The following is a 22,817-nucleotide window of genomic DNA, read 5'->3' on the forward strand; positions in this document are numbered from 1 at the left end:
CTGGCTAAATATTGATTCCGACATGAGCTAATGCCTGACGGAGAATATTCCCGCGGCCCCCGGCAAACGCACCCTGAATGTCTTCGCTCAGTGCTTCCGCTGGCGATAGCCAGGTCAGTTCGAGCGCGTCTTGACGCGGGGTCGATTCACCACGCACTGGAACGATATAGCACATGGCCACGGCATGCTGGCGATCGTCGGTCAGCCCGGTCTCGCTGGGAGATGGGAAGTATTCGGCGACGGTGAAGGGGACCGGAGACGCCGGGAGCTGGGGGAGCACCATGGTGCCCAGATCCTTTTCAATGTGGCGGATCAGGGCGGCACGAATGGTCTCGCGGTACATGACTCGGCCGGAGACAAAGGTGCGCAGCATGTGCCCGGTCTCGTCGCCGGTGAGCAGCAAGCCCACCTCGTTGACGTAGCCAAGCGGATCGAGGCGCACCGGGATGGCCTCGACGTAGAGCATGGGGAGGCGTTGGCGGGCTTCGTAGAGGTCCTCCTCGTTGAGCCAGCCTGGATAAGGGTCGGGCGTACGCACGTTCATAGAACCATCTTCATACATATTTGCTCGACCGTGGTGAACTTCCCGCTGTGTTGCGCAATTCACTGCCGATCCGAACTTTCCGCTCTGGTGCATTAAAAGGCCGAACTGTAGGATTAGTTGAACCGTTTCACCTTATTTTGGCGGTATTTTTCTCCTCGAACTTCTCTCGGAAGCAGTGTCCAGCCTTGACGAACGCCCCAGAGCGCTTGAGCAAAAAGAACTTCACCACGATTACGGTGCTGATCGTATCCAGCTTCGTGGTAATCCTCAATGAGACCATCATGAACGTGGCGTTGCCCGTACTCATGGTCGAATTCAACGTCACCGCCGATGCTATTCAATGGCTGGCTACGATCTTTATGCTCACCATGGCCGTCGTCATTCCAATGACCGGTTTCCTCCTGCAGAAGATGAGCACCCGCAACGTCTTTCTGCTGGCCATGGGCATGTTTGCCCTCGGCACCACGCTGGCGGCGGTGGCCCCCGGCTTTGGAGTGCTGCTGGTGGCCCGCGTCATTCAAGCCTGCGGCACCGCGGTGATGATGCCATTGCTGATGACCACGATTCTCGATCTGGTCCCTCCATCGCGTCGCGGCGTGCTCATGGGCAACGTATCTATCGTGATCTCGGTGGCTCCTGCCATCGGCCCGACGCTCTCGGGATTGATTCTGCAGTACCTCTCGTGGCGCTTCATGTTCATCGTGATCATTCCGATTGCGATCCTGGCCCTAGTCATCGGCACTCCACGCCTAGGCAACGAGGCGGGTCAGGCCAAGACCCCGCTGTCCTTCGTCTCGATCCTGCTGGCGGTGCCCGGCTTCGGCGGTTTGGTCTACGGCCTCAGCCGCCTCTCGGCAGCAGGTGCGTCGCCGCTGAACCTCGGGATCCTCTTCGTCGCGTTGCTCTGCTTGGTGGCGTTCACCGTCTTGCAGAGCCGTCTGCAACGTGAAGACAAGGCGCTGCTGGATCTGCGACCGCTGACCTACCGCGACTTCACCCTGTCGCTGGTGCTGATGATGTTCGCGATGGTGGCGCTGTTCGGCGTGATCATCTTGCTGCCGATGTTCTTCACCAATGTGCTCGGCATGGAGACACTGACTACGGGCCTGATCATGCTGCCCGGCGGCCTGCTTATGGGTATCTTGGCCCCATTCGTCGGGCGACTGTATGACAAGGTAGGCCCGCGGCCATTGGTCGTTCCCGGTGCCTTGGTGCTCACCGCGGTGATGCTCGCCTATGCAATGATTCTGGATTCAACGACGCCGATCTGGCTTTTGGTCCTGTTGCATCTGGCGATGAGCCTGGGCCTGGCATTGATCTTCACCCCTGCATTCACCACCGCGTTGAACCCCTTGCCGCATCACTTGCACTCGCACGGTTCTGCCCTGCTCTCCACCTTGCAGCAGCTCGGCGGCGCACTGGGCACCGCATTGGTGGTTGGCGTAGTTGCCGCCACGACCGCTTCGAAGCTTGCCGAGGGAACCGACGAATTAGTCGCAGCCGTCGAGGGCTTCGCCCCGGGCTTCCTCGTGGGAGCCGCCTGCTCCGTCGGCATCCTCATCATCGGTTTCCTGATGGGTGGCAAAAAAGAACTCGTGGAGGCAGAATCCGAGAGTACTTCTGCCATGCACTAATCCGGCACCGTGCAAAACCCTCGCAGATAAAAATCTGTGGGGGTTTTGCCGTTCCCAAATGCGAACTCTTCTCAAATCTTCCCGTGGCCGTTAGGCTAAATCCCAAGTCAACAACGCAAAAAAAGGGGATTCGATGGAACTGCAGGATACTGTCGCGCTAGTCACCGGAGGGCTATCCGGTCTGGGCCGAGCAACGGCAAGCAAACTCGCGCAGAGCGCCACCCACGTGGTGGTGCTTGATCTTCCCCGTGAAGACGGAGACGAAATTGCGGCCCAGATTTCTGCAAATGTCCGTTACGTCCCCGCGGATGTCACCCGGGCCGAAGATGTGGCGCTTGCGGTGCAACGCGCTGCCGAGTTGGGGCATCTGCGCGTCGTGGTGAACTGTGCCGGCGTGGCGACTCCAGGCAAGGTGCTCGGCCGCGAGGGAGTGCTCCCGCTGGAGAAGTTCGCCAAGGTCCTCGAAATCAATGTCACCGGCACCTTCAACGTGGTGCGTCTCGCCGCCGAAGCAATGGCGCGCAGCGAAGCCGTGCTCGATGCGCAGGGCACCAGCGAGCGGGGAGTGATCATCAATACCGCATCGGTGGCAGCCTTTGACGGTCAGATCGGTCAGCCCGCCTACGCGGCATCCAAGGGAGCCGTGGCCGCCATGACCTTGCCGTTGGCCCGCGAGCTTGCGGCGCACCAGATCCGCGTGATGACCATCGCTCCGGGAATTTTCCACACACCCATGATGGACTCGCTGCCGCAAGCGGCCCAGGATTCCTTGGGCGCGCAGGTACCGCACCCTTCACGGCTGGGACGGCCGGAAGAATATGCGGACCTCGTGGCGCACATTGTTTCTAACCCAATGCTCAACGGAGAAACCATCCGGCTGGACGGCGCCATCCGCATGGCTCCACGCTAGTCCTCGGCGCGCAACCCCCGCTGGTTGCGATGCTCGGCGTGGCTGATCTGGAACCGCCGGCTTTCGGCGCAGATGAACACGATTATTGCCATGAAAACCAGCAATGCTGCGAACCACAGCGGCGCGCTCTCCTGTCGCCAGGCCTGATAGGCGGCGGCGAACATGCCAAATCCGTAACCGGTGGCCAAGGCGTGGCGGCCGCGCTCGGTCTGCGCGAATCCGGCGGCCAGGAGGGTAGCTAGAACGGTGACGATGCTGATCGCCAGCAGGTGCTCCGGCCGGTTCCAGCCGGCCGCGGAAAACCACAGCTGCAGGGTGAAGGTCAGCGAAAAGCCGGTGAAAAAACTGACCGGCAAATCGGTTGCGATACGTTCTAGGTGATTGCGGGCGGTGTGCCTGTTCATTTGGAACATGCCGTACAGCCCGAAACCGGTAGCCAGGGTGGCCAGCAGGGCGCCAGGCCAGAGGAGGAACCCGGCGGTGAAGGTCAGCGCGCAGGCCATGAGCGCCACGGCGGATAACCCATAGACGGTGATGGCCCGCTGCCTGCGTGAAGATAGCTGGTGCGGCAGTACCGAGTATCCTGCACTGGCGATCATGGTGATCGCTATGGCCGGCCACACGAAGGCGAGCACCGGCGAGGTATCGAGCAAGCCGCCCTGGGTGCTGGAACTGGTATCCAAAGCGGTGTTCAGCGAGGTGACCAGCAGCAGGACCCCGGCCAGGGCAAAGAGCGCTGCACGGACCTTGTCGAAGTTTTCCACCGCAGGGTTGGGGCGGCGATCCGGGGCGGCGTAGGGCAATTGCAGGCTCTGCTTCTGCGAGGCCTCGGCGATCGCCTCCTGGGCCGAGTCCACTAGCGAACGCAAATTCTCGGTGGGCTGCGGCTCTGCCATCGGGGTACCGTCCTTGGGTAGGCACTTCTTCGACTGCGGTATCAATAACCGCCAGGTGTGTGCAACAGCCTAGGATAGTCCAACGGATTTTAGAAGAGCCGCAGGCTAAGGCGCCTCGACTAAGCGTTGCCGCGAGCTGAAACTGCGCGGCTGCCCGCTTAGCGGGTCGGTGAATGAAATCGTGTGCGCCAGCAGCTGCAGGGGGCGCGAATAATCATCTGGTGCCAAATCCCACAACCGCGGATAGAAGGCGTCGTTGATGATGCCCAGCCCCAGCGAGGCAAGGTGAACCCGAAGCTGGTGGGTTTTACCCGAGAGCGGGTCCAGCTCCATCAGCGCGACCGGCAGGCCGGCATGGTGACCCTTGCTGGTGCCGAGGGAACCGAGCGAGATCCGCGTCTGGGCATTGGGAATCCCGTCTTCGACGGTGGCACGCAACTGCCCTTTGACCTTGGCCATCCGGTTTTCGAAGACCAGCGGCATGCGCTGCAGCAAGCCATGTAATTCTTCGGTGCTCCGTACATTGGGGTGTTCCCCATTGGCTTCGAGCACTCGCCCGGCTTCCAAGCCGTCGCCCGGCTGCAGGGCGACGACCGCCTGGTATTTCTTGGAGATCTTTCGATTCTCGAAAAGCATCTGATAGGCGCCGCGGGTCCGCGGGTTCGCTGCGAAGAGGATGACACCTGCGGTGGCGCGGTCCAAGCGGTGCATGGGAACTAGCTCGGGGTTTCCGGTCTGGTTGCGAAGGCGCACCAGCGCGGATTCTTGAATGAAACGGCCGCCCGGTGTGGAGGGCAAGAAGTGCGGTTTGTCCACGGCGATCAGGTGCTCGTCCTGATGCAGGATTTTTGCTTCGAAGGGGATCGGTGTCTCAACCGGCAAGGAGCGGTAGTACCAAATGAATTCGTGCTCGCCCAGGGTGGTACTGGCGCTGAGCGGCACCCCGCCCAAGCCCACGATTTCCTGCTCTTCGAAGCGGCGCATGAGCCCTTGCGGATCCACATGGCCGAAGCGTTCGAGCAAGTAGTCGGCCACGGTTTCCCACGGTCCGTTCTTCGGCACACGCAAACGTGTTGCGTTGACGCCATTACGAACCGGGAGTGGGGAGAGCATTGCCATGGGACCTATTCTTTCATTGCCTGGCAATTCGGGCAGTAATAGCAGTCTCGTTCCATCCCGGTTTTCTGCCCGGCAAGCTTGAATACCGCCACGCTCGTCCCGCAGCGCAGACAAGGCCTCGCGGCGCGGCCGTAGACCCATAACGGTTCTCTGGTGCGGGGATCCCCGGTGGTGACACGGCGGCCGCGGTCCTTATTGAGCTGCAGGAGACGGTGGGACATCGAGATGACCGCGGGCAGGTTCTCGACCTCGCCCACGGGGGTCAGCGGATGAACTCTGGTGAGGAACAGCACCTCGCAACGGTAGATATTGCCGATTCCGGCCAGCAGGCGTTGGTCCAGCAGCGCCTCTCCGATGACCCGCTCGGGCTCGGCGAGCAGGTTCCGGGCGGCAAGCTCGGGATCCCAGTTGTCCCCAAGCAGGTCCGGTCCGAGGTGGCCGACCAGCCCCTGCGCCTCGGCGGTGGGCACCAGCTGGAGCTGGGCGATATCAAACCCGACGGCCGTCCAGGGAGCGGTATGCAGCGCTACACGGGCGGTATGCGCCGGACGCTTCCAGCGCTCCTCCGGCGCGTAGAGATCCCACCGGCCATCCATCAGCAAATGTGAATGCAAGGTCAACGGCGCCTGCCCGCTGCCTTCGGGTGGGCTCAAGCGCATCAGCAGGTGCTTGCCGCGCGGCCGAACCTCGTGAACGGTGTAACCCGCCAGATCGGTGGTGGCCAGCTGCGGCACCCGGAAGTCGCTGCGGATCAGCCGCTGGCCGGCCAATGCCTGGTGCAGCCGTGCGGTGGCACGGTATACCGAATCGCCTTCGGGCATGGGACTCCTTCGTTTTGACGGCTACCGGCGGAACCGGATGCCCTGCGGAGTTGAATAGAATCCCGCCGTGAGCAGCGGTGCCGCCAACGGGTGGGAACTGACGGCCTGGCCATTAACCGTTGCGATGGCGATCTTGTCGATCTTCGCGGCCCGCAAGACCGCCACCAATTCGGTGGCGAGGAGCTGCCAGGCCTCTTCTGTGTGCTCCCCGAAGGTCAGGACCGTGCGGCCACCGCGTTCAAGATAGAGGCTCAGCGATCCGTCGAGCAGGCCGACCACGGCTCCTGCCTTGCGCCCCGGGCGGTGCCCGGTTTCGCCGATTGGCCAAGGCAGCGCCGCGCCGTAGGGATTGGCAGGATCGGTCGAGGCCAGCACGGTTGCGGCTGGTTTGCGGCGTGGGTCCTCGGGCAAGGAGAAGCCGCGCAACCGGTCGATGGTGTTGGAGGTGGAGAACTGGGCGGCGCCGAGCTTTTCAACAAAGTAGCCGCGGCGGGCGTGGCCGGCTTCCTCCAACTTGGTCAGGACCCGGTAGAGCTGGCCGAAACCTCCGGGGACGGATTCGGCGGCGACCGAGCCACGGGTGAGCACCCCGTAGCGTTCGAGCAATACCTCGGCGGTAGCATGCGCGGTGATAGTCGGGTCGCTGACCGGGACAGGAAGCAGGGACCATCTGGCCCCGCCGCGAATGGAACGGGCAGACTGCCCGGCTTGTTCGCGGGCCAAGCGGTTCAGGCCGGAAAGCCTGTTCAACCGGGCGGCGCGGGCACGCGGAGCCGGTTTGGCGATCTTGTGCGCGGTGCTGCCGCCGGCAAGGTAGCCGCGCACCGGGGCGAGGGTGTCAGGCGAAATAAGCCCCGCCCAGAACAGGTTCCAGCAGGAGTCGGTGACTTCCTGGGTCGTCGGCCGAGCCTCGTCCTCCGACTCGATGCGCGCGGCGAGCTCCTCGGTGAAGTAGGCGCCGGTGCTTTGGAAAGAATTGAGTACCTTGAGATCCAGTGCGGTCAGGGCGCTGGCGTCTCCGCCGGAGAGGGTCAGTCCGGCATGCTCGGTGGTGTGCAAGGAGAGCCAACCATCCTTGCCGCCGGCGGCGCCTGCACCGCAGATCAGCACGTCGCCGGAACTGGTCAGTTCGTCGAGCCAGGCGCTCTGGTAAGCGCGCAGCCGGGCCGGGAGAATGAAGGATTCGAGGGCGGAGGCGGGCAGCTCGGAACCGGCCAGCTGGCCGATCACCTCGTAGAGCCCGTCGCTGCCCGACAGCTGGGAACCGACCTGTTGCCAGGCCGGCAGGAACCGCGCGTAGGTGGCTTGGTCGACGGGTTCCACCTCGGCGCGCAAGGCCGCCAGGGACCGGGTGCGGATGGTGCGCAGGACCGACACGTCGCTGAACTCGTCTCCGGAAATGCCTTCCGGGACCAGTTCCAGCGGTCGGAAGGCGCCGAGCGACAACCGTCCGGCGGCAACCAGCCGGTCCAGCACCGGACGCAGCAGGGCAACTCCCAGGCCCAATGTGGCCGCCAGCTCGGTGGCGGTGAATGGCGTGTGCGTGCGTGCGTAGCGCGAGACGAGGTCTTCGACCGGTTGCGCTGCGGGTTCCAGAAACACTGCCGGGATCCCGGTGGGCAAGGGCGTGCCCAAGGCGTCGCGAAGCTTTGCGGCGTCTTCGATGGCCGCATAGCTCAGCTCGCCACCCAAGCGCAGCGTGAAGGCGCGGCGGGTCGCGACCAGCGCTTCGGCGTGCGCTCGCGCGGCCGGCTCGTCGAGTTGTTCAGCTTCGTGCTCCGGGTGACGCAGGCGCCGGGCAAGTTCCGGTGCGGTGAGCGGGCCGAGCAAACGCAGCAGATCCGCGGCGCCCTCCAAGCCGGCGAACCGGCGGTTCGCCGCCAGATGCTGAAGTTGCTCACCGAGCTGCGCGATCACTTGGGCGTCGAGGACCTCGCGCACATCGTTGCGGCCAAGCAATTCGCCAAGCAGCACCGGGTCCAGGCTCAACGCCGCGGCCCGGCGCTCGGCCAACGGAGCATCCGACTCATAGAGGAATTGGGCCACATAGCCAAAGAGCAAGGATTGCGCGAACGGGGAAGGAAGCTGAGTCTGCACTTCAACCAGGCGGATGGCCCGCGAGGAGACCTGGGAGAGGATTTCGCTCAGCGCCGGCAGGTCATAAACATCATTCAGGCACTCGCGCACGGTCTCCAGGATAATCGGGAAGTCCGGGTAGTTGCGTGCGACATCCAGCAGCTGGCTCGCCCGCTGGCGCTGCTGCCACAGCGGGGTGCGCTTGGTCGGGTTGATCCGCGGCAGCAGCAGCGCACGGGCGGCGCACTCGCGGAACCGGGCGGCGAACAGCGCCGAGTTGGCTACCTGCGAGGTGACCACGTCGACGATTTCATCCGCTTCGAAGGCAAAGAGCTCGGCTCCTGGAGGTTCGTCGTCCATCGCGGGGATGCGCAGCACGATCCCGTCGTCCGCGGCCATCGCGGAGGCATCCAACCCCCAGCGTTCGCGCACCCGGGCGCCGATGGCCAAAGCCCACGGGGCATGGACCGAAAGCCCGAAGGGAGAATGCAGGATCACCCGCCAGTCGCCGAGCTCGTCGTGGAATCTTTCGATCACGAAGTTCTGGTGGTTCGGCACCTGGCCGGTGGCACGGCGCTGCTCGCCCAGGTAGTTCAGCAGGTTCTGCGCGGCGTAGGGATCCAGTCCGCCGGACTCTAGCCGGGCCGCGGCGCTGCCGCCTTCCTCGGCAAGCAGCCCGGTAGTGAATTTTCCCAATTCGGCGCCGAGCTCAACGGGGCGTCCCAGCCCGTCTCCGTGCCAGAAAGGCAATTTGCCCGGCTGCCCGAAGGCGGGGGTCACCAGCACCCGGTCATGGGTGATGTTCTCGATGCGCCAGCTGGTGGCGCCGAGCGCAAAGACATCCCCGACGCGGGACTCGTAGACCATTTCCTCGTCGAGCTCGCCCACGCGTTTGGGCGCCTTGTCATCCTCGGACCCTGCGAGAAATACCCCGAATAGGCCCCGGTCCGGGATGGTTCCGCCCGAAATTACCGCAAGCCGTTGCGCACCGGGGCGGGCGGTGAGGGTACCGGCGTCGCGGTCCCAGATGAGCCTGGGCTTGAGCGTGGCGAACTCATCGGAGGGGTACTTGCCCGAGAGCATATCCAAGGTCGCCAGGTATACGCTGCGCGGAAGCTTCTGGTAGGGAGCCGCCCGGCGGACGGTATCGAACCAGGCCTCGACGCTCAGCTCGTCCATCGCCACCGCTGCCAGGGTTTGCTGGGCGAGCACATCCAGCGGGTTGGCGGGGATGACCATTTTCTCGATGGCGCCCGCTCGCATCCGCGTGACCACCAAGGCGGTGGAGAGCAGGTCCGCGCGGTGCTTCGGGAAGAAAATGCCTTTGGACACCGAACCGACCTGGTGCCCTGCGCGGCCTACCCGCTGCAGCCCGGAAGACACCGAATTGGGGGACTCCACCTGGATGACCAGGTCAACGAGTCCCATATCGATACCGAGTTCCAAGGAGCTGGTGGCGACGACCGCGCGCAGGCGGCCGAGCTTCAAATCCTCTTCGATTTGGGCGCGGGAATCCTTGGAGACCGAACCATGGTGCGCCCGGGCCAAAAGCGGTGCCTGCGGGTCGCTGGGCGCGCTGGATCCGGCTTGGGCCATCATCGCCGCCGGGCTGGAGCTTGCGGTATTCTCGGCGGCGAAGCCTTCGCGTTCGGCGTAGATTTCGTTCAGCCGCCCGGTGAGCCTTTCGGCCAGCCGACGCGAGTTGGCGAAGATGATCGTCGAGTGGTTTGCCAAGACCAGGTCCACCAGCTGGTTTTCCACATGCGGCCAGATGCTTGCGCCGGCCGTTGGCGAAGAACCGGGGCCCAAATCGTGGGCGCCCGCCGCCGAGGGCAGATCGGTCATATCCTCTACCGGGACCCGCACCGCCAGTTCCCATTTTTTGGTGGAAATGGGACGCACAATATTTGCCGGGGCCGAACCGGCCAGGAAGCGGGCTACCTCTTCGGCAGGTTCCACGGTGGCCGACAACCCAATGCGTTGGGCTGGGGTGGGCAGCAGGGCATCGAGGCGTTCAAGGGACAACGCCAGATGGGTGCCGCGTTTGGAACTGGCGATGGCGTGGACCTCATCGATGATGATGGTGTGCACCGTGGCCAGGGTTTGCCTCGCCTGGCTGGTCAACATGAGGTACAGGGATTCGGGCGTGGTGATCAGGATATCCGGCGGGTTCTTCAGTAGCTGACGGCGCACATTGGGGGGAGTGTCTCCCGAGCGCACGCCCACCGAAACCGAGGGCTGGGAGATCCCAAGCTGATGGGCCGTGGCGCGGATTCCGGCTAGTGGGGAGCGCAGGTTTCGTTCGACGTCCACGCCCAGCGCCTTCAGCGGGGAAATGTAGAGCACCTTGGTGCCGCTGCCCGAGCCTTGGGACTTCTCCGGCTCGAGACCCGGAAGGGCGGGCTTGGGAATCTCGGCCTGATGGAGCCGGTCCAGCGCCCAGAGGAAGGCTGCGAGGGTTTTGCCCGAACCGGTGGGAGCGATCACCAGCGTATGGTGCCCGCTGGAGATTGAATCCCAGGCGCCTTGCTGGGCCGCGGTTGGCTCGGTGAACACGTCAGTGAACCACTGGCGGGTCGCGGCACCGAACCGGGAAAGAATCTCACTCATATCTTCGATCTTAGGGGTGCGAACCGACCAAGCGAGGCCTTGCGGCATCCAAAGCCGAACTGAATTGCGCTGCTGCCAGGGGCGCTATTCGCTCTGTCTGCCCCATAGCGTGACGCACATGCTCAGCTTCGACAAATTAGGTTGCGTTTCTTCGCTGTTGGGAGAAGTAACAAAGCAGGACCGAAGAAACTTCGGTTCCACTTCAGGACGTGGCGCCACGTCCTGAATCAGTAGGGCAGGCATTTATCTCTCGTTTACCGATGATGCTAAGCAACTCAGCACCGTCTCTAGGCTCAACTTATCTCTGTGGTGTCCGGTTCGTTCTGAAAATTTCGACACCCCTACTTAAGTATGATTTACAAGTATTTCGGCATTGACTATGCTCAATATAGCAAATCGTCAGGAGTAAGCAGGTCTTCTGTTCGGTGAGCTTTCCCTTCGAGGGCACGGTACCCCTCGGTTTAGGCTACAGGCAACGCAGGAGGAAAATGCTGAAATTTTTTGGACTAACCAAGGATGACGCAGATGATGGAACATTGCCCATCTGGCAGGGTGCAAACAAGAAAAAACGGGTAATCTACTTTTCAGTTTCCCTAGTTCTGGCGATAGCTGTCTTTTTTGTAACGTCATGGTTGCTCGCAGACGTGCAACCAAAAGACTTCACCAAATATATCCCCGGCATGTTTGCATCGGGACTGCTCTTGTTTTCTACCGTGGTATCTGAACGCTCACTGCTGCGTGCTAAAGAAGGGCCCACGCGAAACGAAGACGAGCAGTAAATAGATAAGGCAACGTCCTTTTGTTTATATTTTGGAGAATGTGTGTCGATGTTTAAAAGCGCGTTGTGATGCTTTGCTCGGGGGTTCTCGTAGGAACTCTTCTAGTAGCAGCACCAAGCAGTGCTCTTGCGGCTGAAAGCCCTACCGTACCTTCAGTCGCTGTCGGGCAGCCCAAGGCGGTGGCGCTCGATCTGACTTCAAACCGGTTCGAAGATTGCCCTACGACAAATATTGAGGCCCCGAAAGCTAGCAAGCTCGGCGATAATCTAGGTCCCGGAATCACGGAAGAATTTGATACGGCAACACTCGTGGTTATCAACAAGTCGCGGATCGCCGCGGGCGAACCGGCTTTCGGAGTAAATGTCAAAGCTATGCGTTATTTCGATTCTGGACGGATCGCAACCCTGAGCGCTAAAGGCACGATCATTGAGGAAGTCGCTCCTGCCTATTCCAATACTCAAAACCTTGTTTCTTCCACAATTGCCCAACCAGCCGGTTGGCTTCATCCTGAAGTCAAGCGAATAATCACCGCCTGTCTGGGTGTTGGCTCGCATGGTGCTGCAACTTTTGAGCTGTTCCTTCAAGAACTAGCTACTCCTAAAAACGCTGCAAAGTTCGTCATTCGTCGCCTTGGCGTGTTGGGTGCGATCAGCTGTGCCGGCGGCATTATTTGGGAATACCTATAAACGACTTAGGGTAAAAATATCTTCCCCACCACTGAACAAAAGCCTGGAACACCTATGCTCATGGTGCTCCGGGCTTTTGCCTTGACTGCCGTAAGTACAGCATTAGTCCTCAGGCAAACCGCCCTGGACAGCTCGCGAAAAGAGCTGTCGTGCCGCTGGAGCCGGTCCAGCGCCCAGAGGAAGGCTGCGAGGGTCTCGCCAGAACCGGGAAAGAATCTCACTCATATCTTCGATCCTAGGGGTGCGAACCGACTAAGCGAGGCCTTGCGGCATCCAAAGCCGAACTGAATTGCGCTGCTGCCAGGGGCGCTATTCGCTCTGCCGTCCTCTGCTGCCCGGCCCGGCGGTTGACCTGACCCCCAGTCGCAAATGCGGCTTGCTGCGCCAACTCGTTTTGGCCCTGGCCATCGAATGTGAGGCTCGCGTCGAGCCGCTTCGAGCGGTCGAATCCAATCGAATATTTGAACGTTAAAGAATGCGGTAGGGTGAGCTTTGGTCGGTTTTTCGCGTTGCCGACCACCGATTCCGGCCAAAAATCGGTGATTCTTGGCACAATCGAGTGCCCGGAATGAGAGCTGAATCGCTCCACCTTGTAGTGCCCATCACCCTTCTGACCCCATGTTTCGGCACTTTAACTGGCGTCCTGCTTCCAGCCCCGGCAGCAGGCAGGCAAATTGGCGGTTCGAATTAGTTCCCTAGAATTTTCTCTGGCCGAGAATTTGCTGCTGATCAAGCGCAAGGGCCGAACCGAGTGAAAGAGGCAGCTCCGTAAAGCCGAACTGACCGAACGTATCCGCGACCCCGCGGCCAAGCTGAGCGAAGGAACGAGATGACCTTGAATGAAGCCGGACCCTGGTCCGGGCGCGATGACGGTCCCGGGGTGCAGAACGCACGCTGGCACAACACCATCAAGCCGTGGCGGCCAGGCGCGGGAGCCGGTGCCACGCTGCTGGGCTTCGCCAGCGACGAGGGCGTGCGCCGCAACAAGGGCCGCACCGGGGCCAAGACCGGCCCCGCGGCGCTGCGCGCGGCGTTGTCTTCCATCGCTCTTCAGGAGCCGGCCAACCTCTTCGACGCCGGTGACGTGATGGTTGAAGGCCAAGAGCTAGAAGCGGGCCAGGAAGAATTCGCGAATGCGCTAGCCGGCCTGTTGCGCGACGGCCAATTCACCGTGGGGCTGGGCGGCGGACACGAGATCACCTTCGCCTCTTATGCAGGCATCGCCAAAGCGCTGGGTGCCGCCGGTCGGTGGAGCCTGGGCTGCCTGAATATCGACGCGCACTTCGATTTGCGCGTCGCGCAGGCGGCTACCTCGGGCACCGGGTTTGCGCAGATCGCCGCGGCCGAGGCGGCCGCGGGCCGTCCATTCCGCTACGCAGCGGTGGGCATTTCCGAGGCGTCCAACACCAAGCTGCTCTTCGACCGTGCGCAGGACCTCGGCGTGCAGGTGCTGCTCGACACCGAATGCCACCTGGGCAATCTCGATGCGGTGCGGGAATTTGTTGCCGGCTTCGCCGGCTCGGTGGATCACCTGTACCTGACCATCGATCTGGACGCCTTGCCCGCGTCGGTGGCGCCGGGGGTGAGCGCGCCGGCCGGCTACGGCATTGGCCTGGAGGTGGTGCGTGCCATCGTGCTGGCGGCAGCGGCCAGCGGCAAGCTGCTTCACGCAGACATCGCCGAATTGAATCCCGACTTCGACATCGACCAGCGCACCGCCCGCACCGGTGCCCGCCTGGTCCACGACCTCATCATGAGCAAAGGGTAAAAGCTATATGGATATACAACTTGACCTGGTGCAGACTTCGGCCCTGGCGATGATCTTGCTGGCCGGTGGCGAATGGGCCCGGCGCAGGATTGGCTTCCTGCAGCGCTTCTGCATCCCGGCCCCCGTGGTGGGCGGCTTCTTGTTCGCGCTGCTGGTGCTGGCGCTGCGTCAGACCGACGTCGCGCAGATCCAGCTCGATACCACGCTGCAGACTCCTGCCATGGTCGCGTTCTTCACGACCATCGGCCTGGCCGGTTCGCTGGCCACCATCAAAAGGGGCGGCAAGCTGCTGCTCATCTACTTGGTGGCCTGCTGGTCCCTGGCGATCATGCAGAACGTGATCGGGATGGGGATGGCCAAAGCCGTCGGTATCGAGCCGATGCTCGGCATCATGGCCGGGGCGGTAGGCCTCGAGGGCGGGCACGGCAACGCCGCGGCCTTCGGCCCGACCGCCGAGGCCATGGGTTTCGAGGGTGCGACCACGGTGGCGATTGCCTCGGCAACCTTCGGCCTGGTGGCCGGCAGCATGCTCGGCGGCATGACCGCTAACTTCCTGGTGGCTCGGCATAACGTGCAGATCCCCGAGAAGGCCGGGCTGCTGGGCAAGATGGCAGTTGCCGGGACCGTAGCCAAGAACATGGTGACCGGCGCCAATGCGGCCGGAGGCAAGGACGGCGCGGCTGCGGTAGCCACCGACCGGCGGACCGGGGACGCCAACGCCGAGGGCGAAGGACTCCAATACAACCGGCTGCTGACCGTCTTGGTGGTCATTGCCGCGCTCATGGTTGCCGGCACGGTGCTCGGCGGCTGGCTTTCGGAGATCACCGGCCTGACCCTGCCCGCGTACGTGGGGGCGATGATCGTTGCGGTGATCTTCCGCAACGTCAATGACAAGCTGGGCTGGTTCAAGATCAGCGACCAAGCGGTCGAGCTGATCGCAAAGTTCACCCTCGGTTTCTTCCTGACCCTGGCGATGATGAGCCTGAAGATGTGGGAGCTCGCCTCGCTGGCCGGCCCGCTGGTTCTCATCCTGGTGGTGCAGGTGCTGTTCATTCTGGCGTTCGCCGTATTGGTGGTCTTCCGGATGCTCGGCAAGGACTACGACGCGGCCACCATGGTCGCCGGCTTCATCGGCCACGGCATGGGCGCCGCACCCAACGCGCTGGCCAATATGGATGCCTTCAACTCCAAGTTCGGCGTCCGCTCCGAGCGGGCGTTCCTGATCGTCCCGCTGGCCGGCGCCGTGCTGATCGACATGGTGGCGCTGCCATGGATCGTGTGGTGCATGAACCTGGTCGGCTAGCCGAGCCAGAGGAGCCAACCCGCCGGCCACTGGCCGGCGGGTTGCTGTCTTTGCGTCCCGAGAAATCGATCTCTGTTGCCGGTTTTGCCCCAGGGACTGCGCCAGCTGGGGGCGCACCAACTCTAGGTCCTGTGCGCTAGCACCGGTCTACACGTGGTGGTATTTGCCTCCGGCGAGGATGTCCTGGGCACGGTAGAGCTGTTCGGTGAGGATCAGCCGCACCAGTTGGTGGGGGAAGACCAGCTTGGACAGCGACCAGGCGAAGTTCGCGCGCTGGTGGACCGAGGCGTCCACCCCGTAGGCTCCGCCGATGATGATGACGACATTGCGCGAGGAATCGATCGGAGCACGAAGCGTGTCCGCCAGCGTGGGGGAGTCCACGTTCTTGCCGCGTTCGTCCAGGAGCACCACAAAGTCATCCGCGGAGATCTTCGCCAGGATCCGTGCCGATTCCTCGGTGCGTGCCGCGTCGTTCTCGCGCGATGAATGGTTGAGCAGCTGCCAGGACAAATCGAAGGGCTTCTTCAGGCGTTTTGCGTAGCGGGAGATTCCCTCCTCCACCCAGGACTCGTGCTTCTTGCCAATGGCTAAAACCTTGATCGTCATGTGACTATTCTTCCGCATGAGCCGGCATCGCCGGTGCGCCCGGCTGGCCACTACGATGGAAGTCATGAGATCTTCCTGGTTCTTCCGTCAAGGTCAACGGCCCCGCGGCACGCAGATCCTGTGGATCATCTTTGGTCTCGTGGTTGCCATGTTCTACTTCACCCGCCGCGTGCTGGTCTCGCTGCATGTGGGCGGCTGGGCCAAAGACCTGGATGAGCCGGCATACCGCTGGGTCTTGGAGCATCAGGTCCCCGCGTGGCAATCCCTCGCCGACCTGCTGTACTTCTGGGGTTCCACCCCGGGAATGACGCTGATCATGCTGGTGCTGACCGGGTTGCTGTGCTGGTTCACGCGCAGCGTTTGGCCGTTGGCGGCGGTCGCATTCACGGCGCTGGTCTCGGTGCTGCTGACGGTGCTGCTGAAGGCGAATCTTCGGGTGCCGCGTCCGCAAGGGATCCCCGGCGGACCTGCGCCGCCCGAATCGTTCTCGTTTCCCAGCGGGCATACGCTGAACGCGATGGCGCTGATCGGCATCGCCAGTTACTTGGCCATCGTCTACGGACTGCGCCGCTACGCCTATCTGATCGCGACCCTGGCCGGGCTGTTTATCCTCGCCATGGGTGCCTCGCGCATCTACCTCGGGCATCATTGGGTCTCGGACGTGGTGGTGGGGCTGCTCATCGGGGCCGCCTGGGCCGCGGTGGTAGCGATCCTGCATTTCTACTTCGTGCCCCGGCGGTCGGTGGCTAGCCGCCCATCACGCGGATCGGCGAACCCTTAGCCCAGGCGCGGATGTTTTCCACCGAGTCACGGTAGAACATTTCGAACTGTTCGGCGGTCACGTAGCCGATATGCGGGGTGGCGATCAGCCCGCGCGTGCGGGTGAGCTGGTCGAGCACCGGCAGCGGTTCCACATCGAATACGTCCACGGCCGCCAGCCGCAGCAGCTGGTTTTCCAAGGCGGAGATCAGCGCCGGGGTTTGCACGATGCGGCTGCGCGAGGTGTTCACCAAGATCGCTTCGGGCTTCATCCAGGACAGCTGCTTGGCGGAGATGGCCCCGGTGCTGCGCGCGGAGAGCTTCAAGTGGACGGTGAGCACGTCGCTGGTGGCGAAGAGCTCGGCCTCGGAGACCAGCTCGACGCCCACTTCGGTGGCCCGGGCCTTGGTCAGGTTCTGGCTGTAGGCGATCACCCGCATGCCGAAGGCCAGTCCGACCTTGGCCACCCGCGAGCCGAGATTCCCCAAGCCATACACGCCCAGGGTTTTCCCGGCCAGCCCGATGCCGAAGGACGACTGCCAGGGCGCGGATTCGGTGCGCGGCGAGTCGGTGGAGAACAGTTCCACGTCGAGCCGGCGGGCGGCGGCGAGAATCAGCGCCCAGGTGTGTTCCACGGCGTCGGTCGGAACGTACCCGGTATGGGTAACGAGCACATCGTGCGCCGCGGCAGCGTCCAGGTCGATCGATCCATTGCGCCGGCCGGTGGAAACCAGCAGCTTCAGGTTGGGCAGCCGCTGGAAGCGGGCTTCGCTGAAGGGTGTGCGCTCGCGCATCGCCACGATGGCATCAAAGGGTTCCAGCGCCGCGCAGACGGCGCTGTCCTCGTGGCCGAGGTGCTCGTTGAAGACGGTCAATTCGGCGTTCAGCTCGGCCGCGAGCTCGTCGAAATCCGCGAAGTCGCGAGCCGCGTTCTGGTAGTCGTCCAAGATAGCAATGCGCATGCCTTCATCATATGCGTGGGCGGGCTTTGGCACCGCAGCTTTGAGCCAATGAGTCGGCCGCGCGGGACCGGAAGGGCAGGCGAAGACACAAAGAAGGTGGCGTCCGCATTGGACTATGCGGACGCCACCAGCAGCTGCTGCAGATTACTCGATGACCTCGAAGGAGAGCTCCTCGGTGAAGGAGCGGCCGTGGACATCGGTAGCGGTGACCGTGGCGGTGTGTGCTCCCACCGTCAAATCCGTGGGCAGCTCAAGACGCCACAGGTGGTTGGTCTTCTCGGCCAGCCCGCCACCGTGGACGAACTGTTCGGCGATGGCCACCGGATCGGAGTATTCGGCGCCCACCAGTGGTCGTTCCCCCGCCATCTGCTGGGTGCGGGTGACCAGCGAAGCTTCTTCGCCATCCAGAGTGACCTCCACGCTCGATCCGGTGCTGCCCATCCAGAAGTTCGTGGTCAGCCAGGTCTCTGCGGAGAGCTCGGCTTGGCTCACGGACAGCGGATTTTCAAGTGGGTCCACCGTGCCGCGTGGCTGGTCGACATTTTGTGCGTACCACTCGCGGTAGGCCGGGGTGTTCAGGCCCAGGGCCATCTGCTTGGTCTCGTCGCCGCCGGTGACGGTGAAGCGTTCGGTGATGACGTCATTCTTGATATCGAGGGTCAGTACACCCGGAGGGGTGCCATCACGCTGAATGGACGTGGGGTATCCGCTGTCAGTGACTCGGCCCGCGTACCACTGCCCGGAGACCGCCGGGACCGTCAGGTGGGTGAAGGGCAGTCCCTCCGCCCCAACCTCGTCACGCCATCCGTCCAGCAGATCCCCGGCACGCAGGTTCTCGGACATGTGGGTATGTCCGCCCAGCGACACGACTTCGCGGCCCTCAAGGATCTCGTAGATTTCCTTGACCTGCTTGGTGGTGTGCGAATCGCTGTAGAAGAATTCCAGCAGCGGGCTGTGCCCGGCCAGCACGATGGCCTTGTTCTTGGGAACGTTGGCTATATCCGCGCGCAGCCATTGAAGCTGCCGCTCGCCCAGATCATAGGTGTAGTCGCTCTTCTTGGCGGGAACTTTCGTGGGGTACGCGATGGTGCTCAGCGCGACCACGTGCGTCTTGCCAGCGTCATAGGAGTAGTACTCCGGACCGAATTGGGCGCGGTAGCTGTCGAATTCGTGCTCGCCGTCCAGGGCGTCAAAGTCCATGTCGTGGTTGCCCGGAAGGAAGCGTGCCGGCCCGTTGAGCATGGAGGTCAGCTCTCGGGTCTGCGCGAACAAGGACAGGTCATCTCCGACCAAGTCGCCAATGAACAGCGCCCCGCATCCGGTGTAATCGGTGCGCTCGGCCAGATCGGTGAAGACGCCGTTGCGGGCGAATTCAACTTCTTCCTGGTCGTAGGTCTGCACGTCCGCGCCGATGAGGCAGCTCTGCTCCGGGGACTGGGTGGCGGAGCTGCGGGTCAGCGGGAAGTTGACGGCTTGCGGCAGCGGGCCGGTGGGCTCGATTCCGCCGTATTTCAACTCCGGTGAACCTTCCGAAAGGTGGGTGTAGGAGAACTGGGCGACGTTGTTTTCATCAACCGGCACCTGGTAGCCGCGCGGTTGGGTGACGAACATGGTCATATTCTCGAAGGACGGCAATTCGTAGCGTCCCTGGCCGTCCGTGGTGGTCACCTCGCGTCCGTTGGAGACGGCGACCCCTGGCCTGCCCGGCTCGTTGGAGTCATGCTTGGAGTTTTGGTTGCTGTCCTCGAACACCACACCATTGATGGTGTTCGGGGTTACAGCCTGGTCTTGGGTGGAGGTGGGAATCGTTTCGACGGTGCCGCGGTAGGCGCTGGATTCCCAGGTGGCGCCGGATGTATTAGCCGGTTCCGGAATAGGGGAGGAATTCGCTGCGGTAAGGGCAACTGAGGTTGCAACGACGACCAGAGCGCCTGCGGTGAGTCGTACGGGGGTGATGCGATTGGTTTTGCCGGGTCGAGCGAATGATTTCACGAACGTTCCTCCGGGGTGGTGACCATCTGCCGGACCTTTGACCGGCCAGAGCCAACGTTGCCAGCCGGAGGTAAATAGCAAGCCCTGCTGAGGTAATCTCGAATAATCGATCTCGTTAAAACTAACTCGGTGTCTTGGGCTTATTTAACGTGTTCATGCGTCGAATACTAGGAGTCAGAAGTGGATTTAGCGCATATATTGCCGGCAGGGCGGCGCGGGCGACGTCTGCTGTGGGAATTTGCGCTGGCCGGCGAAGAGCAGGCGCTGCCTGCATTTGATGAGCATCCGCTGCGTTCGGGAATGTTCCATGCCGCTTATCAGGTAGAAGCATGCCGCGGTGATTCCGTGGTCATGTTCGGGCCGGGAGCCGAGGTGGGACGCGGGATCAAACTCAGTGTGGAAGAGCTTGCCGAACTCTTGAATGCCACCGAGCTAGTTGCGGTGACCGACATGCTCCTGAAGGCGGCGCTGGAACGCTCAGTCGATGCTGCCAGATACTGGCAGGAGCCGGATGGCGAAGACACGCTGTTGGCCTCGCCGGTGCTCGCGGAGCCGCTGCAACGAATCGCTGGACACATTGCGGACTCCGGCAATGCGCAATGGTGGTGTGCGCCCGTTGATCTGCGCTCACAGTTTCACGTGGAATTTGATCAACTAGATCCCAGCGCTTCGGTGACACTCGCAGACCGCAGCGTGGCCAACGAGCTCAAGCGCTGGAAGGAACTGCTGATCCTGACCGAGGCACGTTTCGCCGCCGAAAAGCCGACACCGGCCAGCGCAAACCTCGGTGGCGATTGGTGGTCAATGCCCAGCATGAACCTCGTGGCCACCAGCGGAATTTTCGCCGACAAACAGCCGTTGGGCTTGAGCTGCGTCGAAGACGGTTTCGGCTGGGAACAAGCGGTGACCCGAGCGGCGAGCGTGCCGCCCTCGGTGCGGATCCTGGAGATCTCTTTTGCCGCCGATTGGGTTCGGTTGTGCCGCAAATACGGCATCGAGGTCACCGCGGGCAAACGCCATGACTGGTATCGAACCACCGGCCGCGACGGCTCCTGGGTGATGCCCGACTGGTCGCTGGTCGCGCAGCACTACGACGGCGTGCATCTGAGCGTGGCCGGATATCTGGGCCTTGCCGGAGAATGCCTTGAAGTAGACGAAAATTTCGCCAGCGCGATCGCCGGATGGGACCCGGATAAGACCTATTGGTTCACCGATGAAATCAGATTCTATGCGGAACCCGTGAATTGGAGCTGCCTGGATGCAAACAGCGAGGCGCGCCGTTGGGTTTGCACGACGGGACAATAGAGTTCATGAGCAGGTCACGGGCGCAGCTGAACGGCCGGAAATCTGGTGCAATGGAAGCTATGACTGAAGCGAAATCCGAAAACCTGGCCGCTGCTACCGAGATCCTGCTGCAATTGCGCTGGTCGGATCAGGACGCATTGGGGCATGTGAACAATGCCCGCATCGTCACGCTGATGGAAGAGGCACGCATTCGCTGGACTCGTGAAGACGGCAAAACCGGCCGCTTCGAATTCGGCACGGTCGTCGCCTCGATCCAGGTCGACTACCTGCGCCCGCTCTACTACCAGCCGGAAATGCTGATCCGCATGGGGATTACCCGCATCGGGACCAAATCCTTCAGCGTACGCGGGATCGGCTACCAGGAGGGTCATCCGGTCTTCGACTCGACAACGGTGATGGTGCCTTTAGCCGCGGATGGCAAGTCCTCTAGGGCCCTGAGCGAATTCGAACGAAGCTGGCTTGAACGTTCAGTGATAGAAGCGCGCGCCTGAGCCATCGATAATTGCATAGACCGGCCTATTTGTCTCACGTGCTTTCTATGATGGGTAGAACGGCAACATCAATTCAGGCCGTTGAAGAGTTGGAAGAAGTGAGTCGAAAACGTGGATTACTACGCCGTCCAAGGATTGCGCGAGAACCATCCCGGGTGGGCGCTGCTGCGCGCTGACCATGCGCCGCTGGTTGTCGCGTTCTTCGCCGCGGCTTTCATTGAACCGAATCGCCGCAACATTCCACGGCGGGAACTAATTGATGCTCTTGACGACGTGCTGTTTACGGTTCGTGAGGGACTGGGGGAAGGAAGCTTCCCACGCGCCGCAACGGAGTACCTTGATAACTGGGCCGCTCCGGAGAAAGCTTGGCTTCGAAAATTCTATATTGCCGGTCAGGACGACCCGATCTTCGACCTGACGCCTACCACCGAGGACGCGGTGCGTTGGGTTCAGGCGCTGCAAGGCAGAGAATTCGTCGCCACACAATCGAGGCTGACCGGGATATTTTCCCTGCTCAAGACACTCGTTCGCGGTTCAGAAACCGACCCTGAGGTCCGTCTGGCACAACTACGCGCCGAGCGCCTAGCGATCGATGTGAAGATCGAAGCGGTCGCTGCCGGTGATATGCCGGTAATGTCTGCTCCGGAAGCCCTAGACCACTACCAGCAATTGCGTGCTCAAGCCCAGGATCTGCTCTCTGACTTCCGCGAAGTCGAACAAAACTTCCGTGACCTAGACCGCCAAGTGCGTGAACGAATTTCCACCTGGGAAGGCACCCAAGGCGAGTTGCTGGATGCGATCTTCACGAATCAAGAAGATATCTCCGGATCGTTGCAGGGACGAACCTTCCAGGGTTTTTGGGACTACCTGATGTCGCCAGCGCAACGTTCTGAATTGAACGAGCTACTGGAACAGGCAACACAAATCCCTGCACTGCAGCGGATCGAAGGATTGGGCGAGATTCTGCATCTTCAACGCGACTGGTTGCCTGCGGTAGAACAGACCCAAGGCACGGTGCGTCGGCTGTCTCAGCAGATGCGCCGGCTGCTAGATGACAAGGTGTTTTTGGAGAACAAACGCATCATGCAACTGATCCGAAGCATCGAGTCGAATGCGTTGGTACTGCGCAACGAACCACCTAGCGGAATCATCGCCGAAATCCCTGCCCAACAAATTGAGGTAGTCCTGCCCTTCGAGCGGCCCCTGTATAAGCCAGGGACTCAAGTAGTAATCAATGATGAGGTAGAAATTTCCGAAGATAGCGAAGTCGATTCGAGCGCGCTTTTCGACCAGTTTTATGTGGATCGCAGCGAACTTCAATCGAATATCGAGGAGGCCTTGTCACAGGACTCGCAAGTGAGTTTGGAAGAGATACTTCAGTTGCATCCTTTAGAAAAAGGGTTGGCGGAGATCGTCACTTATTTCCAGATCGCGGCAGAGTCCAAATGGGCGAATATTGATGCGTCGCGGACCCAGACGCTGAGCTGGACGACAAATTCCGGTGCGCTGCGTGAAGCCACTGTGGAGCACATTACATTTGTGAGGGCTGACTAGAG

At 62.0% G+C, this 22,817-nt stretch carries 18 protein-coding genes; 10 read left to right on the top strand and 8 right to left on the bottom strand.

What is annotated here, in order from left to right; all coding sequences use genetic code 11:
* Positions 1 to 4: 4 nt before the first annotated feature.
* Entirely contained in the window at positions 5 to 544 is a 540-nt protein-coding gene (locus ACT3UQ_RS05685; RefSeq protein ID WP_096285505.1) for an NUDIX hydrolase family protein, read from the bottom strand.
* Positions 545 to 729: 185 nt separating this feature from the next.
* Between ACT3UQ_RS05685 and ACT3UQ_RS05690 the strand changes: the two genes are divergently transcribed.
* Entirely contained in the window at positions 730 to 2,178 is a 1,449-nt protein-coding gene (locus tag ACT3UQ_RS05690) for an MDR family MFS transporter (RefSeq protein WP_105553465.1), read from the top strand.
* A 133-nt stretch (positions 2,179 to 2,311) separates the two neighbouring features.
* Positions 2,312 to 3,088, top strand: a complete 777-nt coding sequence (locus ACT3UQ_RS05695; RefSeq protein WP_444636646.1) for an SDR family NAD(P)-dependent oxidoreductase — start codon at positions 2,312 to 2,314, stop codon at positions 3,086 to 3,088.
* Here ACT3UQ_RS05695 and ACT3UQ_RS05700 read toward each other — a convergent pair.
* The 4 genes from ACT3UQ_RS05700 to ACT3UQ_RS05715 form a co-directional block, all read right to left on the bottom strand.
* Positions 3,085 to 3,984, bottom strand: a complete 900-nt coding sequence (locus tag ACT3UQ_RS05700) for a hypothetical protein (protein WP_105553463.1) — start codon at positions 3,982 to 3,984, stop codon at positions 3,085 to 3,087. The two genes, ACT3UQ_RS05695 and ACT3UQ_RS05700, sit on opposite strands and share 4 nt — an antisense overlap.
* Positions 3,985 to 4,089: 105 nt before the next feature.
* Complete coding sequence (locus ACT3UQ_RS05705; RefSeq protein WP_444636685.1) at positions 4,090 to 5,097, bottom strand: pseudouridine synthase; 1,008 nt, start codon at positions 5,095 to 5,097, stop codon at positions 4,090 to 4,092.
* A gap of 11 nt (positions 5,098 to 5,108) precedes the next feature.
* The gene (locus ACT3UQ_RS05710; RefSeq protein ID WP_444636648.1) at positions 5,109 to 5,924 is read right to left on the bottom strand and encodes a DNA-formamidopyrimidine glycosylase family protein; all 816 of its coding nucleotides are present in this window, start codon (positions 5,922 to 5,924) and stop codon (positions 5,109 to 5,111) included.
* Between the two features lie 21 nt (positions 5,925 to 5,945).
* Positions 5,946 to 10,610 (bottom strand): ATP-dependent helicase, encoded by a 4,665-nt coding sequence (locus ACT3UQ_RS05715; RefSeq protein ID WP_444636649.1) that lies wholly within the window; start codon positions 10,608 to 10,610, stop codon positions 5,946 to 5,948.
* A gap of 488 nt (positions 10,611 to 11,098) precedes the next feature.
* Here ACT3UQ_RS05715 and ACT3UQ_RS05720 point away from each other — a divergent pair, with 488 nt between their 5' ends.
* The 4 genes from ACT3UQ_RS05720 to ACT3UQ_RS05735 all read left to right on the top strand — a co-directional run bounded on the left by ACT3UQ_RS05720 (position 11,099) and on the right by ACT3UQ_RS05735 (position 15,146).
* On the top strand, positions 11,099 to 11,389 hold the full coding sequence (locus ACT3UQ_RS05720) for a hypothetical protein (RefSeq protein ID WP_105553460.1): 291 nt from the start codon (positions 11,099 to 11,101) through the stop codon (positions 11,387 to 11,389).
* 179 nt (positions 11,390 to 11,568) lie between these two features.
* On the top strand, positions 11,569 to 12,075 hold the full coding sequence (locus tag ACT3UQ_RS05725) for a hypothetical protein (RefSeq protein ID WP_105569719.1): 507 nt from the start codon (positions 11,569 to 11,571) through the stop codon (positions 12,073 to 12,075).
* Positions 12,076 to 12,904: 829 nt separating this feature from the next.
* A complete protein-coding gene (gene hutG, locus ACT3UQ_RS05730; protein ID WP_444636651.1) occupies positions 12,905 to 13,843 on the top strand; it encodes a formimidoylglutamase in 939 nt (312 codons plus the stop codon).
* Positions 13,844 to 13,850: 7 nt separating this feature from the next.
* Positions 13,851 to 15,146 (top strand): sodium/glutamate symporter, encoded by a 1,296-nt coding sequence (locus ACT3UQ_RS05735; RefSeq protein WP_444636652.1) that lies wholly within the window; start codon positions 13,851 to 13,853, stop codon positions 15,144 to 15,146.
* Positions 15,147 to 15,293: 147 nt separating this feature from the next.
* On the opposite strand, the gene ACT3UQ_RS05740 is transcribed toward ACT3UQ_RS05735, so the two are convergent.
* Positions 15,294 to 15,752, bottom strand: a complete 459-nt coding sequence (locus ACT3UQ_RS05740; protein ID WP_105553456.1) for a 23S rRNA (pseudouridine(1915)-N(3))-methyltransferase RlmH — start codon at positions 15,750 to 15,752, stop codon at positions 15,294 to 15,296.
* A 64-nt stretch (positions 15,753 to 15,816) separates the two neighbouring features.
* Here ACT3UQ_RS05740 and ACT3UQ_RS05745 point away from each other — a divergent pair, with 64 nt between their 5' ends.
* Entirely contained in the window at positions 15,817 to 16,533 is a 717-nt protein-coding gene (locus tag ACT3UQ_RS05745; RefSeq protein WP_444636654.1) for a phosphatase PAP2 family protein, read from the top strand.
* Here the strand turns inward: ACT3UQ_RS05745 and ACT3UQ_RS05750 are convergent.
* Together ACT3UQ_RS05750 and ACT3UQ_RS05755 are read right to left on the bottom strand one after the other, a co-directional pair.
* Positions 16,499 to 17,473 carry a D-2-hydroxyacid dehydrogenase family protein gene (locus ACT3UQ_RS05750; RefSeq protein ID WP_105553454.1) on the bottom strand — a complete coding sequence of 325 codons (975 nt, stop codon included), beginning with the start codon at positions 17,471 to 17,473 and terminating at the stop codon, positions 16,499 to 16,501. The two genes, ACT3UQ_RS05745 and ACT3UQ_RS05750, sit on opposite strands and share 35 nt — an antisense overlap.
* A 144-nt stretch (positions 17,474 to 17,617) precedes the next feature.
* On the bottom strand, positions 17,618 to 19,465 hold the full coding sequence (locus ACT3UQ_RS05755) for a calcineurin-like phosphoesterase C-terminal domain-containing protein (RefSeq protein ID WP_444636656.1): 1,848 nt from the start codon (positions 19,463 to 19,465) through the stop codon (positions 17,618 to 17,620).
* 180 nt (positions 19,466 to 19,645) lie between these two features.
* Between ACT3UQ_RS05755 and ACT3UQ_RS05760 the strand changes: the two genes are divergently transcribed.
* The 3 genes from ACT3UQ_RS05760 (at position 19,646) to ACT3UQ_RS05770 (ending at position 22,815) form a co-directional block, all read left to right on the top strand.
* Positions 19,646 to 20,770 (top strand): hypothetical protein, encoded by a 1,125-nt coding sequence (locus ACT3UQ_RS05760; protein WP_444636658.1) that lies wholly within the window; start codon positions 19,646 to 19,648, stop codon positions 20,768 to 20,770.
* A gap of 50 nt (positions 20,771 to 20,820) precedes the next feature.
* Entirely contained in the window at positions 20,821 to 21,261 is a 441-nt protein-coding gene (locus ACT3UQ_RS05765; protein ID WP_258133563.1) for an acyl-CoA thioesterase, read from the top strand.
* A gap of 111 nt (positions 21,262 to 21,372) precedes the next feature.
* On the top strand, positions 21,373 to 22,815 hold the full coding sequence (locus tag ACT3UQ_RS05770) for a DUF3375 domain-containing protein (RefSeq protein ID WP_105553450.1): 1,443 nt from the start codon (positions 21,373 to 21,375) through the stop codon (positions 22,813 to 22,815).
* Positions 22,816 to 22,817: the final 2 nt, after the last annotated feature.

Origin of the sequence: Glutamicibacter sp. AOP12-B1-11, from assembly GCF_052379245.1 — a bacterium.
In the GTDB taxonomy this organism is placed as follows: Bacteria; Actinomycetota; Actinomycetes; order Actinomycetales; family Micrococcaceae; genus Glutamicibacter.